This is a genomic window from Acinetobacter sp. YH12097 (assembly GCF_013419225.1).
GTDB classification, from domain to species: Bacteria; Pseudomonadota; Gammaproteobacteria; order Pseudomonadales; family Moraxellaceae; genus Acinetobacter; species Acinetobacter amyesii.
This window is the reverse complement of record NZ_VPAN01000002.1, coordinates 33,263-48,775: the sequence shown is the minus strand read 5'-3', so window position 1 is coordinate 48,775 and position 15,513 is coordinate 33,263. Positions and strand designations below refer to the sequence as shown.

The following is a 15,513-nucleotide window of genomic DNA, read 5'->3' as shown; positions in this document are numbered from 1 at the left end:
TCCCACATTTGAATAAATGCAGGAATTTTATGAAACCCTATAAACAATCAGACAAACATTTGCTGTAACAAGCCTTTTTTCCATTGTTTGGCTTGTTGTATTTGCTGTGCCACGACTTCAATTTTTTGGTCGATAGCAGATAAGAAGTTGGCTATTTTGGTTTGCTCTGCTAGACATGGTTTCAATATTTTGAGTGATCTAATTTGCCCTAAAGCTAAAAATTTCTGAGTATTGCCAGCATTTAGAAGTCTAACTTGTTGATCAAATAAGTTACTATTTAAATAATGAATTAAAAAAACATTTAATAGTTCACCTTTCTGTTTAATTAAAGCGACATTTTTAATAGCAAAATTATCCTGTAGTAACAGTACTGGATTTCCAATCGTTCCTATCATTCCAAAAATAATATCACCAACATCAACTTTTGAACGTTTGCTAATATTTTCGTAATCTTGTTTTGAAATATAATTGATATCCGAGAAATCTAATTTACCATTTTTTAGATTTTTAGACGTTATTAAGGCATAACCTTGTTTAACATACTTTGGTGAATCATGTGTCCCATCTCTAACATCGGAAACATCACTTAAAATAATTTCCTGCCACTCCCCGAACTCACTCCCATCATCCGCTTTAAAACGAAACTGTTGGCTAAAGAGCTTTTGCATCATGCCTTGTTTATATTGGCTCAGTAATTCATGCTTTTGGGTCAGTTGGTTAATTTTTTCATCCACAGCGGAAAGAAAAGAAGCGATTTTAGTTTGTTCTTCTTTGGATGGAACAATTAACTCTAAAGGCTTTAAGACCTGAAGATTAATATTTTTTTGAGCATTTTGAGTTGCTTGAGAATCTAAATTGTCTTTTTGAAGGTCAATAATATTCTTTAAGAAAATTGTGTTTGCTTTTTCTCGTTTTGGTTGAATGGCAACAACACTATCAGGACAAGCAACTGGATATTTGGTAATTGTAGTATCACCAATATTTGCGGCAATCGTAATTAAAATCGTATCAGCAGGAAATACCTTACTTACTCGAATACCATCTGTATTCAAAGTTTGACTATATCCTTTCAAATAAACATCAGAGCCTGTTACATCCCCTGTTTGTACAAATGGCATCTCGCCACCAAAATACCTTGGATCATTCCTCGGGCGTACAGAAAATTTACCACGCTCCACTTCTGCTAAATTTTCTAACGTGGCTGCTAGCCAATTTCCATCAAATTCTTTAAACCGTAACTTAGGCGAAGCCATTACTTCACCTCCGAAAAAGGTGAATCAATGCCTAACTCTTTACAGAAACTCGCAATCACCGCATCAGTCTTTTGACTTTCCACTTCTAAGGCTTGAAGTTGTTTCGCTATTGCATCTAAATCAATTTCAGCTTCGGCTTCAAAAGTATCCACATAACGTGGAATATTCAAATTGTAATCATTGTCAGCAACTTCTTGCAGACTCGCTACATATGCATATTTTTCAATATTTTGACGGTTTTCAAATGCACCAACAATATTATCTAAATGCTCTGGCAAAAGCTTGTTTTGATTCTTTTGCTTATCAAACTCGTTGCTCGCATCAATAAATAAAATATTGTCGCTATGCTCACGGTTTTTCTTCAACACCAACACACAAGTCGGAATAGTCGTGCCATAGAAAATATTGGCAGGCAAACCAATAATCGTATCAATCACATTTAACTTTTCAATTAGATGCTTACGAATGTGCCCTTCACTCGAACCACGGAACAAAACTCCATGCGGTAGTACAATCGCCAAAGTCCCATTTTCATCTAACTGATAAAGCATGTGCTGTAAAAACGCCATATCGGCCTTAGAACTTGGGGCTAACTTACCAAAATCACGGAAACGCGGATCGCTTAAGTATGACTCACTCGCAGACCACTTTGCCGAAAATGGTGGATTCGCTACAATCGCATCAAATTTCAGTTCCATATGCTGTGGACGTTTTAAAGTATCTTCCTGCTTAATTTCAAACTTTGAGTAATGCACATCATGCAAAATCATGTTCATGCGCGCCAAGTTATATGTCGTACGATTCATTTCTTGACCATAAATCGCATCAACATCACCAACTTCACGCTTTACACGTAGCAATAAAGATCCTGAACCGCAAGTTGGGTCATATACACTGCGTAGACGTTCTTTACCTAAGGTGACAAGTTTTGCAAGCAAAGTCGAAACCATTTGCGGTGTATAAAACTCACCTGCTTTTTTACCTGCACCTGAAGCAAATTCACCAATGAGAAACTCATAAGCATCGCCTAAAATATCAGACTCAGTATTCGACAAATCAAAATTAATATCGTCTAAATGTACGATCACACGGCTAATCAGCTCATTGCGGTCATCAGGCGTATTTCCTAACTTGGTCGAACTTAAATCCATGTCTTCAAACAAATGCGAAAAATCATCTGCCGCATCTGTACGCAGCGTACTTTGCTCAATCGCCTTAAGGGTTTTAATTACATCATCCAAAATGTATTTTTTTGCTCGAGCTAATGTTGCCATACTATGGAACAATTCTTGTGGTGCTAAGAAGTAGCCCATACTCGCAAGACATTCTTCACGCACAGCACTCAAATATGCATGATTATTTTCAGTATCTTCGACCAATTCTGTAAACTTAATTTGATCCGGCGCCAAAATTTCGTTGGCATTATTTTGAATTTTTTCAGACAAATATTTATAGAAGATCAAGCCCAAAATGTAATCACGGAATTCATCTGCCCCCATTTTACCGCGCAAAGTATTGGCAATATTCCAGAGTTGTTTTTGCAGTTCTTGAAGCTGGACTTGAGTCATTGTTGTACCAAAAAATGTTTTTAATTAATCATAAAAAAAGCCGAACCCGAAGGTTCGACTTTTTTGAATTTTGGTGGAGATGGCGGGAGTTGAACCCGCGTCCGCCAGCACTACGCTCGAGAATACTACATGCTTAGATATCGTCTATTGATTTAGCTCTTTGTGACCCGACGAACAGGGTACAAATCGCGATCCTTTAAGATTTAGTATAAGACCCCAAGGCTTGATCTTATACGGACTTGTGTGCGTTCGCTTCAGTCGGGACCCCTAACCACAAGTATTCAGGGATGCGGACAAGCTGCCCTTAGGCAGCTAGAGCGTAAGTTTCGTCGTTTGCGACTAAAATATGCAAATTTGATTTACGAGAGAAAATGCGCTCTCGACATGCATCTATGAGTTTCATCACCAGCGTCGAAGCCAGAAACATCCCCAAAGTAGCGTCATCATAGCATAACTGCAAAAAATTGCGATGCAATTTCGAAACAATTACACATTGATCTGCGCTTAATTACATAATTGCGTTAATATTTTATTTTTCAAGACCGCAAAAGAAAAATATATGAGCTATTTATTGGCACTCGATCAAGGAACGACTTCAAGTCGTGCGATCATTTTTAACGAACATGGACAAGTTCAAGCTACAGCTCAACGGGAAACCCACATTCAAACCCCACATTCGGGTTGGGTGGAGCAAGATGCTCAGGAAATTTGGAGTACCCAAATTGCCGTCGTACAGCAAGCGCTCGCTTCTGCCCGTATCCTCGCCAAAGACATTAAAGCCATTGGCCTGACCAATCAGCGTGAAACCACTGTGGTTTGGGATAAACGCACAGGTCAACCGCTCGCTCCTGCAATTGTCTGGCAAGACCGCCGTGCAACCGAGTGGTGTGGGCAACTAACTCAACAAAACCTCAATGACCTCATTCACAAAAAGACCGGTTTACGTATCGACCCCTATTTTAGTGCTGGGAAATTGGTCTGGTTATTAGAACACACCCAAGGTCTACGTGAACTCGCAGAGCAAGGTCATGTGGCTTTCGGCACGATTGACAGTTGGTTGGTGTGGAACCTGACACAAGGTGCAGAGCATGTGATTGAAGCAAGCAATGCCTCAAGAACCATGCTGATGAACTTGCAGCAACAAGCTTGGGATGAAGAACTCTTAGAATTATTTGATATTCCCCTGTCGGTCCTTCCTAAAATCATCAGTTCAGATGAATATATTGCAGATACCGCTACAGGTTTACTTGGCGCAAACATTCCCATTACTGGCATTTTAGGTGATCAGCAATCCGCGCTGTTTGGACAGTCATGCTTTGAAGCAGGAACAGCAAAAAACACCTATGGTACAGGCTGTTTCATGCTCTTTAATACCGGCACCGAAGTTCAATATAGCCATAATAAATTACTCTCAACACTTGCATGGCAAGCTCAAGGTCAAACCCATTATGCACTTGAAGGTAGTGTGTTTATGGCTGGCGCAATCGTGCAATGGCTAAGAGACGGTTTAGGGATTATTCAAAAAAGCAGTGATGTTGAAAAACTCGCGTGCCAAGTGGAGCATACCGATGGCGTGATTTTGGTTCCAGCCTTTACTGGACTAGGTGCTCCGCATTGGGACAGTGATGCCCGCGCCCTCCTCTGTGGAATGTCACGAGGTACAAATAAATCCCACATAGCTCGTGCCGCCCTAGAAGCCATTGCCTTTCAAGTGTCGGATGTATTGACTGCCATGCAGTCAGACCTGTCTAGTCCACTTAAAGAACTCCGGGTCGATGGCGGTGCCAGTAGCAATGATATGCTGATGCAATTTCAGGCCGATATTTTAAATGTGCCTGTACTGCGTCCTAAACTTTTAGAATCAACTGCATGGGGCGCTGCCGCAATGGCCGGACTCAAAGCGGGTGTGTTTTCAAATCTTGATGAAATTGCCGCATCATGGCAATTAGAACGTGCTTTTGAACCAAAAATGAATGCTGATCAACGTGAATTTCATTTGGCTCAGTGGCAGTCTGCACTTAAACGGGCGCGCTCGGACCTTTAATTTTTTCCAATCAACGCCGTACGCAAAAAAACCGCTCGAATGAGCGGTTTTTTATACTTGATGATATTTAGTGTGCATGACCACCACCCACACCTGCTTTAGGTCGTGGGCAGAGCCAAATGATCAGTGCAGCGAATATAAAGACACCTGCCAAGACTAAGAACACATGATTAGCTGAAAGCGTTAAGGCTTCTTTATCCACCAAACTGGAGATATATCCCAAAGCAGCTTCTGAACTCATTCCATGATTCACCAAGGTATTTTGTACCTCAGTAGCATGTAAATTACTGACCATTTCACTGCGTGCGACTTTGGTTTGATCATCCCAAATGGTAACAGCAATCGATGCGCCAATAGCCCCAGCCATGGTTCTTAAGAAGTTCATCAAACCTGCCGCAGATGCCATGTCTTGTGGCAGTACCGATGCTAAGGCCATATTTGACAAGGGAATAAAGAAAAATGGCACGGCAAAACCTTGTAATATTTGCGGTAAAGCCAAAGCCATAAAGTCTGCATCCGTAGTCCAAAAGGCGCGCATAAGAGTTACACCGCCCAAGATACTTAAACCAAAACTCGCTAAAGCACGTTGATCGTATTTGGTTGCAAGCTTCGCAACAATTGGCGACATGGTCAGACTACCGACGCCCATCGTTGCAGTGAGATAGCCTGCCCACGTTGCGGTATAGCCCAAGTTGATCTGTAACCACTGCGGAATCAGGACAATACTGCCAAAAAAGGCACCAAAACCAAAGGCCAAAGCCAAGACCGAAATGGTAAAACTTCTGTACTTAAACAGCAGTATATTTACCACCGGATGCCGTTCAGTCAGCTCCCAAATCGTAAAAACGATCAGCCCAACAAATGCCGTCAGTGCCAGCACCACGATAAATGGATGATTAAACCAATCTCGTTCATGGCCCAAGTCCAACATCAATTGCAAGGCACCGATCCATAACACCAACAGCAGCAAGCCACCGCGGTCTATTTTCAATTTCTGTGTTGGAGTTTCAGCCGTTTTCAGTAAGCGCATCGCTGCGATTGCACAACCTATTCCGACAGGAATATTGATAAAGAAAATCCAATGCCAAGATAAATTATCACTGATCGTACCACCCAAAATTGGACCTAAAATAGGACCAACGACGGTAGTCATCGCCCACATCCCCATGGCTTGGGATTGCTTTTCAGGAGGGAAAATGCGCATTAACAACGTTTGGCTCAGTGGCATAATCGGACCACCAAACAAACCTTGTCCAATTCGGCAAAACACCAACATTTCCAAACTGGTCGATAAACCACACAGTATCGAAAATACCGTAAAGCCAAACAGGCTGATCACAAAAACCCGTACAGAACCAAAGCGTCCAGCGAGCCAACCGGTTAATGGCACACAAATCGCTTCTGCCACGGCATAAGAGGTAATGACCCATGTCCCTTGGGATGCCGATACTGCAAGGCTACCGGTAATATGCGGCACAGATACATTGGCAATGGTCATGTCGAGCACAACCATAAAGTTCGCCAATGCCAAGACCAAGGCAGCGAGAATCAGACGACCACCTTTCAGGTCAGTCATTTGCATTTGCTGATTCATAGGCAATTACTTCGATTTCAAGTCAATCGTCGCTTCCATAGACAGCCCCACACGGAGTGGGTGTTCTGCCAACTCTTTTGGATCTAAACGTATCCTCACAGGTAAACGCTGAACCACTTTAATCCAGTTTCCTGTGGCATTTTGTGCTGGAATCAAGGCAAATGCTGAACCTGTGCCACCAGAAAAACCAGTGACTATGCCATTAAATTTAACTTTGTCACCATACAGATCAGATGTCAGTTCAACTTTTTGACCCGCTTGCACCCCTGCCAATTGGCTTTCTTTAAAGTTGGCATCAACATATAACTGAGAGACTGGCACCACCATCATTAATGACGTTCCCGGTGCAATGCGTTGCCCAACTTGAATATTACGACGTGTCACCACACCATCAAAAGGTGCTTTGATTTGTGTACGTTCTAAGTCTAACTGGGCTTGTTGTAGACGTGCTTGCGCAACTAAAACATCTGGGGTTGAGTTTTCATTGCTGTCTTGAATTAATGCATCATTCGCCGCTTTATTACTTTGCGCCGCTTTTTGACTAGATTTGGCTTGAGCGAGCCCTGCTTGAGCCACATCAAAACTGGCTTTAGCGGTATTCACAGCACTTTGCGCTGTGCTTAATTCTTCTTTAGAAATCGCACCCGAAGCAGCCAATTGTTGACGACGTTGTAATTCATCTTGTGCTTTATTCAGATCGGCTTGTGCCTTGGCGACTTGTGCGCTTGCACTATGAATCGCATCATCACTGACAAAGATTTGTGAGTTTAAAGAGCTACTATTCGCCGCTGTTTGTTTGTATTGGCGTTTTGCTTTAAGTAATTCAGCCTGAGCTTGAGCTAAGGCAATTTCAGCATCACGAGCATCAATGCGAACAAGCACATCGCCTTTTTTCACTTGCTGCGTATCACTCACCAAAACCTCTGCCACTTGCCCCGTGACCATCGAGGTAATCGACGCTGTTTCTGCACCGACATAGGCATTATCGGTACTGACGGAATGATTTAGAAATATTGACCAAATCAAATACATCACCAAAGCAATCACGATCAATACAGCCACTATACCAAGGCCTTTTTTTCTGCGTGCTTTTAATTCCTGATCGGTGGGCTGCTCTGTAGATGGGGTTTCTGGCAGGTTACTAACGGTATCTGTCATAGATTTGTCCTAAATCTAGCAGACTTGGTCATGGCATCATGAGCTTTGCAAAGCATGTCAACTTTGCTGTCAGATAATGGTGTCGTGAGAAAGTCTATCTTCTTCAATTTTCCGGCATTTTAAAGCTAAAAAATCATATCCTGAGAATAGAAAATGTAACTCGTCAGTCTTTTTTTCGTCGGCAACAGGATAAAATCATGCCCTGCTGCCAATACTGGACTTTATTTTTTCATCATTTTGAATGTGTTAACTTAAAAATGGCTTAATAAGCATACGATGCAATCGCCGTTGCAATCGCTTTACCTTCATCATTAACCATGGTCATACGCATAGTGCAACCCTTACGGCCTAAACGTAAGGTTTCAGCTCGTGCAACGAAATACTGTCCACGTCCTGGCGCCAAATAATCCACACGCATATCGACGGTCGCTAAGCGAGATACCTTTTTACTCGTTTCTGCTAGATCTTCAGCTGTGGCCTTTTTATACAATTCTGCCATTGCAGAGATACCACCGATACTGTCGAGTAAAGTTGCCGCAACACCACCATGTAAAATTTGGAATGCGACATTTCCTATTAGATTACTGGCCATGTCCACACGTGCTTCGATCTGACCATCGATCACCGTCATTTTCATTGCATTGTGTACAAAAAATGGGGAGCTGTTAAATGCTTGAGCAATGTTATTTAATAAAGTATCGATTTCAATCTTCGAGTTTAGGTCAATATTACCGGTCCAACTCTTATTTACATCTGTCATAGCCTACTCGAATCGCTGTCATTGAATAAAAAAATAATACGGGGTGCGCCAAACCCTCATTATGCGTCTACAATAGTCAAAGTTTAATACTGATCAATGAGATTGTTATGACCTATACGTTCAATCGTCCAGCTTTTCCTGCCACTCGCATGCGTCGCATTCGTAAAAATGACCAGCTTCGCGCTATGGTGCGTGAAACTCAACTGACGACTGATCATCTCATTTATCCAGTATTTGTGTTGCCAGGCCAGCAACAAACTCAAGACATTCCAAGCATGCCAAACGTACAGCGTCTATCTGCTGACTTGTTACTAAGAAAGGCAGAACGTTTACTCGAATTGGGTGTTTCAAAATTAGCTTTGTTCCCAGTTACACCACAGGAAGATAAAAGCTTAACGGCTGAAGCAGCTTGGCATGAAGATGGCTTAGTCCAAAGCACCATCCGTTTATTAAAAAAAGAACTACCAGAAATGGTTCTCATCACTGATGGTGCTCTCGACCCATACACCACACATGGTCAAGACGGTATCATTGATGATATCGGCTATGTACTGAATGATGAAACCGTTGAATGCTTAATTAAACAAGCGCTCAGCCATGCCGAAGCGGGTGCAGATGTGGTTGCACCAAGTGACATGATGGATGGTCGTATCGGTGCAATTCGCCAAGCCCTTGAAGCCAATGGCCATATCTATACCAACATCATGGCTTATTCTGCAAAATATGCGTCTAGCTTTTACGGGCCATTCCGTGATGCGGTAGGTTCTTCAAGCAACCTCAAAGGTGGCAATAAATATAACTATCAAATGGACATCGGTAACCGTGCAGAAGCTTTACATGAAATCGCACTGGATATCCAAGAAGGCGCCGACATGGTGATTGTAAAACCGGGTATGCCGTATTTAGATATCGTCCGTGAAGTCAAAGATAATTTCGGTGTTCCAACATTTGTCTATCAAGTGAGTGGCGAATACGCCATGTTGGCAGGTGCCATTCAAAATGGTTGGCTGTCTGAAAACGTGATTATCGAATCGCTGATGAGCTGCCGCCGTGCAGGTGCAGATGGGATCTGGACTTACTTTGCTGAAGATGCAGCACTCATGTTGAAAGACATGAAATAACCTGCAAAGCCTTCCTGAAATGGTAACGTTCAGGAAGGCTTTTTTTATATCTGTAAAATTTAAAAAACAGTCTTGGAAGAAAAACTTCGGCGTTGCTGAAGTTAAGATCAAACTCATACATTCATCGGTTAAAAGAACATGAATATTGCCATTATTGGGGCGGGTATTAGTGGTTTACTCAGCGCATTAGAACTGGTTGAACGCGGTTGTACGGTGACGATTTTCGACCAACAACGCACAGGTTCTGCCGCATCATGGGCTGGTGGTGGCATCCTCTCCCCGATGTATCCTTGGCGATATCCCAATGAAGTCAATGCGCTCGCACGTTATGGCAAGCAGAGCTACCAAAAATGGAATGAAAAATTAAAACCTATGACTGGGATTGATTTTGAAATTCATGAAACTGGCATGTTGATTTTTGATGAAGATGATTTTGAAATTGGCTTAGCTTATGCCCGTTTGCACCAAGACCCAATGCAACACGCTGATTATTTACAATCCGATCAAATTGAGCAGATTAATCCTCACATTTCAGCACGCTTTGCACATGGAATTTATTTTTCGCAATTAGCCAACATCCGTAATCCACGACTTTTGCAGTCATTAACGGCTTATTTACAGCAGCATCCCAAAGTTCAGATTTATGAACATTGCCCGATCCGCCAATTAAACCATTCGGACAATCGTATCCAGTCCATCACCACCGCAGATGGTACACAACATACAGCAGATCAATTCGTTATTGCCACGGGCGCTTGGTCAGCCGCATGGAGTGAACAACTAGACATTGAGATACCCGTACAACCCGTGCAGGGACAAATGCTTCTCTTTAAAACTCCGCAGAACTGGTTGCCGACCATGTGCATGAATAAAGTCATGTACTTGATTCCACGCCAAGACGGTCATGTGGTTTGCGGCTCAAGTATGCGCCAATGTGGCTTTGATACTCAGACAACAAATACAACCTTGCAGCATATTCAAGAATCATGCTTTGACATGGTGCCAGAGCTTGCCAACTTTCCGATTGTGAAATCTTGGGCTGGCCTGCGTCCATCTTCCCCTGAAGGGATTCCGTATATTGGGCAGATGCCAAATTTCGACAATCTATGGGCAAATTTTGGGCATTTTAGAAATGGTTTATGTATGGGACCTGCTTCAGCTCAGTTATTGGCTGAACTGATGACTGGGGAAACGCCTTCATTCAATGCAGACAACTATAGTCCAACTCGCCTGTTTCAAGATGCATTGTTAAGCGTCGAATAATGGTCAATCCGTCAAATTCAACTAAGCCAATAAATCCTGCAAGGCTTCTTTTAACGTCGGAAATTTAAACTCAAAGCCTTGCTGTAATAAAGCAGCTGGCTGAACCAGTTGACCATTTAAAATTAATTGCGATTGCTCACCCAATAAAATTTTAAAAACAATTGCAGGCACATTGAGCCACGGCTTTTTGGCTAATTGACGTGCTGCAATCTGCGCAAATTGAGCCTGTGTCGATTTTTCAGGCGCAACTAAATTAAAAATATGCGGATCGATTGGCGTGGGTTCAAGCAATGCATGTTTTTTCTCTGCTTGTTTCATTAAAAACAGCATACTTCGGATCACATCTTGTATATGTATCCACACAAAAGGCTGCCGACCGGAACCTATTTTGTTGACCAAATTGAGCTGAATCGGTCGCAGCATTTGCGGTAAGATTCCGCCACCTTCAGCCAAGACCACACCTAGTCGTGTGATAATGGTATTTTGTTCAGGAAATTGGCGTGTGACTTGCTCCCAACTTTGGCATAGCTCTGACATAAAAATGGCTTGTGGTGCAGCATTTTCATCGCACACTTTTGTCCATTGTTCTTCAATATCAATACCATAATAGCCAACAGCCGAACCTGAAATAATGCATTTCGGAAAAATTTTACGTTTACGTAAATATTGATACAGCGCTTCTGTGGTTTTGACCCGACTTTCTAATAATTGCTGTTTACGCGTCTCTGTCCAGCGACCTTTGCCGATACTTTCACCTGCAAGATTAATCACATAATCAATTCTGTCATGAGGAATTTGATCGAGCTGCTGTACCCAAGTTAAATGTGGTGATTTAGAAATACGCCCAGCCTTACGACTGAGCCCAATCACTTTATAATCCGCAGCTAAAAGTGCCTTGATGAGATGTGTGCCAATAAAACCGCTGCCACCCGTCAGCAGTACTGTGGGCTGATGCATAATTTGTTCTTATCTATATGAAATAATACTGTTATCTATAGAACAAGATCACCAGATGATCAAGCTTTATGCGCCAAACTTTTGAGAAGCCATCCGCTGTGCTTGCGGACCATAAAACCAATAGGTGATTAAATACAAAGGGATAGCCATCAGTAATAACATGATCACCATTAAACTCATAAACTGAGGATGTTGAACATAGAGCATTAAATTTTGCCAAATTTCAGGATCTTTTCTTGAAAAAATTGCGATACCCAAAAGTACAAAACCAAAATTATATAACCAAAAAATCAGGCTAAAACCTAGGGTAAATTTTTTACGTTCTGCCTGTGTCGGTGCTCTCTGATTTTTATTTAAAAACCGAAATAACACCACGATCATGGCAATCAGATAGGGTACGACCGTTAAAATACCACCCACACCCTGTGGCAATAATGCTGCGATCACACCGCAAATACAGGTCATGATTAAACAAATGAAAAAAAACAAGAAAAAATAACGTGTTAAAGACACCATGACCCTAACCCAAGAAGAAGTTGACACCTAGTATAAAAAAAAATGCATTTTTTTTCATTTTCATGTCAACCAATCTGTAATCAGCTACGTTATATAGGGTACAAGGTCTGTAGCAACCGATGATTTGGACGGCATCCACAATGTTTCGGTGACCTTTTTAAAAGCAATAAGTTTCATTTTGAATTTAAGTATGAACAGCAGCCATCACTTAAATTTGAAATCGATTTTTTGACCGACGATTTCATCATCACTCGAATCGTCGGTCTTTTATTTTGTGCCTTATGTATTCAGCATTTAATTTTTATATTCTACACCCAAAAAAATCAGCCGATAAAATATCGACTGACTAAAAACTTGCTGCAACTTTAAAATAAGTCACAACAGCAAAGCCATGTTATGCAGCACAATAGCGATTACGCCCCTGTCTTTTCGCTACATAGAGGTTTTTATCGACCTGATCCAAAAATTGCATTCGATTATCTAGATCTGATGGAATAATGGTTTTTACCCCCATGCTGAGTGTGACGAGTTCAGACACCGCTGAAGCTTTATGCGGTAATCGTGCAGCACGCACGGCCTCCATAATTCTATCGGCCATCACTGCTGCTGCTGCCTCATTGGTTTCTGGTAAAATCCAAGCAAATTCCTCACCACCAAAACGCGCGACTAAATCACGAGGTCGTGTACAACAAGATTCCAAACTTTTCGCAATTTGACGCAGACATGTATCCCCAATCACATGACCATTCAAGTCGTTGTATTGTTTAAAATAATCCAAATCGATCAGAATTAAACTCAGTGGCTTTTGTGTGCGTATCGCGTTCAACCATTCGCGTTGATAAAAGTCATCAAACAAACGTCGATTGGCAATACCGGTTAAGCCATCTTTATATGAATATTCTTCGAGCTGACGTTGCAATTTTTGTAACTGTTCTTCTTGTTTTTTACGTTCGGAAATATCAAACATAAATCCTACGAGGCAATCTACATCACCATTTGGTTTACGCACGACATGCACAACATCACGTATCCAAAGATATGAACCATCCTCTTTAAGTGCGCGATAATCTGCCTCATGATCTATACCAGCCATCGACTGCGAAACACAATAATTCAGCACAAAATCACGGTCTTCCTCATGCATACGTGATGCCCAGTCCTGAACGGTGCGCCAAGTATTTTGCTTCCAACCGAGCAACTTTTCAATTTGCGGTCCAATATAGCTGAATGTTTTACTGTCCCAATCAATACACCAAGGAATGGCTAATGTAGACTCTAATAAAGTCTTATACACCATACTATTTGCAAGTTTTTCTTCATCAAAAGGATTATTTGGCATGTTGCATCTCCTGCTACCCCAAATGCAGGTAATACACCTGCTGTACAACAATTGATCTATATACAGGATTAGAACAACATTTTATATTCCTATTTCTTGGTATTTTTTAACCTAATTTCAAATCACTGTCATTTGAAATGTGCAATCCATCAAAGAAAGAGTAATAACAATGAACCAGCTTTGCTATTTTGAAATTCAAAGTTCTGATCCAAAGCGTGAGGTTGCCTTTTATTCTGCGGTTTTCGGTTGGTCGTTTACCCCAGTCGAAGGGCTGCCAATTCAGTACTTCCGTATTGAAACTCAAGGCATTCATGGTGGCCTGTTAGAACGCCCTGCTCAGATTCCACCGATGCACTGCGGCACCAATGCATTTACCTGTAGTTTTGAAGTTGAAGATTTCGACCATATCGCTGAGAAAATTTTGGCGCAGGGTGGTCAAATTGCCATGGAAAAATTTGCGATTCCTGGTCAATGTTGGCAAGGCTATTTCTTAGACCCAGACCACAATACCTTTGGCCTCGTACAAGTCGATTCAAATGCACAGTAACAGCTTAGATTGATGACCTTGTAACTGTCGAGAACGACTTAGTTTGACGTATGAATGATTAATCACCCTCGAAAATGTGAACATCTGTGATACTTTAGACCCCAATCAATTTTTTTGATTTTTGGGGGCTTGCATGACTGTTCGTTTTTTTCATACTTCTGATTGGCATTTAGGACAATTCTTCTATAACCACTCACGTGACTACGAACACGAACAGTTTCTTCATTGGTTACTCGAACAAATAGAACAAAAGCAGCCGCATGCCCTGCTGATAGCTGGCGATATTTTTGATGTCATCAACCCAGCTTCCAAAGCGCAAAAACAGCTCTATCAATTTTTAGCCGATGCGCATGTGCGTGCCCCGCACATGCAAACCCTGATGATCGCAGGCAACCATGACTCAGGTTACCGTATTGAACAAGTTGAACCCTTATTAGAAAAATACCATGCCAAAGCAGTTGGCGTGGTCCATAAAAATACCGAAGGTCTGCTCGATTTAGACCGACTGCTGGTACCTATTTATGATGAACACAAAAATGTAGTGGCATGGTGCCTGACTTTACCTTTTCTACGTGCTGCCGAGATTACCGGTTTTAATGATCAAACCACCAATAGCCAAAACGCCATTGCCTATGTGCATCAGCAATTAATTGCGGAAGCCAAATCTCGTAAAACCTCAGATCAAGCCTTAATTTTAATGTCACATGCCCACATGCAAGGCGGTGAAACCTCGGACTCAGAACGACCGATTATTATTGGCAATGAAGAAGCGCTTTCAACTGCACTGTTTGATGATGTAATTGACTATGTGGCACTTGGACATTTGCATAAACCGCAAAAAGTCGGACAGGCTCATATCCGTTATAGCGGCTCACCAATTCCCCTGTCCTTTAGTGAAATCAATTATAAGCATCAAGTGCTTGAGATCAGTATTGACCCGAATCAAAAGGATGAATCACGCTTTCAAATAGAGTCCTTAGCGATTCCGCGCAGCGTGCATTTGCATCGCATCAAAGGCAGCATTACGGAGGTTTTAACGCAGTTATCCGCTTTGGCGAGCGGTGAAATTGAAGATATTGATCAGCGTGAATATGTCGAAATTGAATATCATACCGACACCCCGCCAGCACCTAATTTAAGACAGCAGTTTGAAGAAGCTTTAGCGCCAAACCGTTATCGTTTGGTGCGTATCAGCCGCCGTTATTTAAATTCAGATCAAAATTATCAGCAACAAGCTGCAATCAACCTGGATCCGCCTACGCCTGAAAAATTATTCCAAAACCTTTGGGAAAAACAGGGCTACGGTGCTGATGACACCGTAATGAAAGATTTTTTAAGTTTGGTCGATGAAGCACAAAAATCACTTGAAGATGATGCGAACGCTTAAGGAATT

Annotated in this window: 13 protein-coding genes and 1 other RNA gene; 5 read left to right on the top strand and 9 right to left on the bottom strand. The window is 41.8% G+C overall.

All coding sequences use genetic code 11. The features are described 5' to 3' along the window. Nucleotides 1-47: 47 nt before the first annotated feature. From FTU37_RS01795 to ssrA, 3 genes are all read right to left on the bottom strand, one after another. Complete coding sequence (locus FTU37_RS01795) at nucleotides 48-1,253, bottom strand: restriction endonuclease subunit S (protein ID WP_180123678.1); 1,206 nt, start codon at nucleotides 1,251-1,253, stop codon at nucleotides 48-50. Then, nucleotides 1,253-2,821 carry a type I restriction-modification system subunit M gene (locus tag FTU37_RS01790; protein ID WP_180123677.1) on the bottom strand — a complete coding sequence of 523 codons (1,569 nt, stop codon included), beginning with the start codon at nucleotides 2,819-2,821 and terminating at the stop codon, nucleotides 1,253-1,255. Before FTU37_RS01790 ends, FTU37_RS01795 begins: the two co-directional genes overlap by 1 nt. 71 nt (nucleotides 2,822-2,892) lie before the next feature. After that, nucleotides 2,893-3,252: a transfer-messenger RNA gene (ssrA, locus tag FTU37_RS01785) on the bottom strand. Nucleotides 3,253-3,380: 128 nt separating this feature from the next. On the opposite strand from ssrA, the gene glpK reads away from it, so the two are divergent. Next, nucleotides 3,381-4,865 carry a glycerol kinase GlpK gene (gene glpK / locus FTU37_RS01780; protein ID WP_180123676.1) on the top strand — a complete coding sequence of 495 codons (1,485 nt, stop codon included), beginning with the start codon at nucleotides 3,381-3,383 and terminating at the stop codon, nucleotides 4,863-4,865. A gap of 67 nt (nucleotides 4,866-4,932) precedes the next feature. On the opposite strand, the gene FTU37_RS01775 is transcribed toward glpK, so the two are convergent. The 3 genes from FTU37_RS01775 to FTU37_RS01765 all read right to left on the bottom strand — a co-directional run bounded on the left by FTU37_RS01775 (nucleotide 4,933) and on the right by FTU37_RS01765 (nucleotide 8,377). Then, complete coding sequence (locus tag FTU37_RS01775; RefSeq protein WP_180066785.1) at nucleotides 4,933-6,459, bottom strand: DHA2 family efflux MFS transporter permease subunit; 1,527 nt, start codon at nucleotides 6,457-6,459, stop codon at nucleotides 4,933-4,935. Between the two features lie 6 nt (nucleotides 6,460-6,465). After that, nucleotides 6,466-7,617, bottom strand: a complete 1,152-nt coding sequence (locus tag FTU37_RS01770; RefSeq protein ID WP_180010034.1) for an efflux RND transporter periplasmic adaptor subunit — start codon at nucleotides 7,615-7,617, stop codon at nucleotides 6,466-6,468. 262 nt (nucleotides 7,618-7,879) lie between these two features. After that, the gene (locus FTU37_RS01765; RefSeq protein ID WP_180004269.1) at nucleotides 7,880-8,377 is read right to left on the bottom strand and encodes a thioesterase family protein; all 498 of its coding nucleotides are present in this window, start codon (nucleotides 8,375-8,377) and stop codon (nucleotides 7,880-7,882) included. Between the two features lie 107 nt (nucleotides 8,378-8,484). On the opposite strand from FTU37_RS01765, the gene hemB reads away from it, so the two are divergent. Continuing rightward, on the top strand, nucleotides 8,485-9,498 hold the full coding sequence (gene hemB, locus FTU37_RS01760; protein WP_180123675.1) for a porphobilinogen synthase: 1,014 nt from the start codon (nucleotides 8,485-8,487) through the stop codon (nucleotides 9,496-9,498). Nucleotides 9,499-9,636: 138 nt separating this feature from the next. Next, nucleotides 9,637-10,761: a glycine oxidase ThiO gene (gene thiO, locus FTU37_RS01755; protein ID WP_180123674.1), complete on the top strand. Its 1,125-nt coding sequence runs from the start codon at nucleotides 9,637-9,639 to the stop codon at nucleotides 10,759-10,761. Between the two features lie 21 nt (nucleotides 10,762-10,782). Here thiO and FTU37_RS01750 read toward each other — a convergent pair whose 3' ends face one another. The 3 genes from FTU37_RS01750 to FTU37_RS01740 form a co-directional block, all read right to left on the bottom strand. Beyond that, a complete protein-coding gene (locus tag FTU37_RS01750; RefSeq protein ID WP_168379055.1) occupies nucleotides 10,783-11,718 on the bottom strand; it encodes a TIGR01777 family oxidoreductase in 936 nt (311 codons plus the stop codon). Between the two features lie 66 nt (nucleotides 11,719-11,784). After that, the gene (locus FTU37_RS01745) at nucleotides 11,785-12,234 is read right to left on the bottom strand and encodes an ABZJ_00895 family protein (RefSeq protein ID WP_168379056.1); all 450 of its coding nucleotides are present in this window, start codon (nucleotides 12,232-12,234) and stop codon (nucleotides 11,785-11,787) included. A gap of 394 nt (nucleotides 12,235-12,628) precedes the next feature. Then, nucleotides 12,629-13,573, bottom strand: a complete 945-nt coding sequence (locus FTU37_RS01740) for a GGDEF domain-containing protein (protein WP_180004261.1) — start codon at nucleotides 13,571-13,573, stop codon at nucleotides 12,629-12,631. A 169-nt stretch (nucleotides 13,574-13,742) separates the two neighbouring features. Here FTU37_RS01740 and FTU37_RS01735 point away from each other — a divergent pair, with 169 nt between their 5' ends. Next, nucleotides 13,743-14,120, top strand: coding sequence for a VOC family protein (locus FTU37_RS01735; RefSeq protein WP_180123673.1), 378 nt, complete (start codon nucleotides 13,743-13,745; stop codon nucleotides 14,118-14,120). A gap of 133 nt (nucleotides 14,121-14,253) precedes the next feature. Continuing rightward, nucleotides 14,254-15,507 carry an exonuclease SbcCD subunit D C-terminal domain-containing protein gene (locus tag FTU37_RS01730; RefSeq protein ID WP_373686257.1) on the top strand — a complete coding sequence of 418 codons (1,254 nt, stop codon included), beginning with the start codon at nucleotides 14,254-14,256 and terminating at the stop codon, nucleotides 15,505-15,507. Nucleotides 15,508-15,513: the final 6 nt, after the last annotated feature.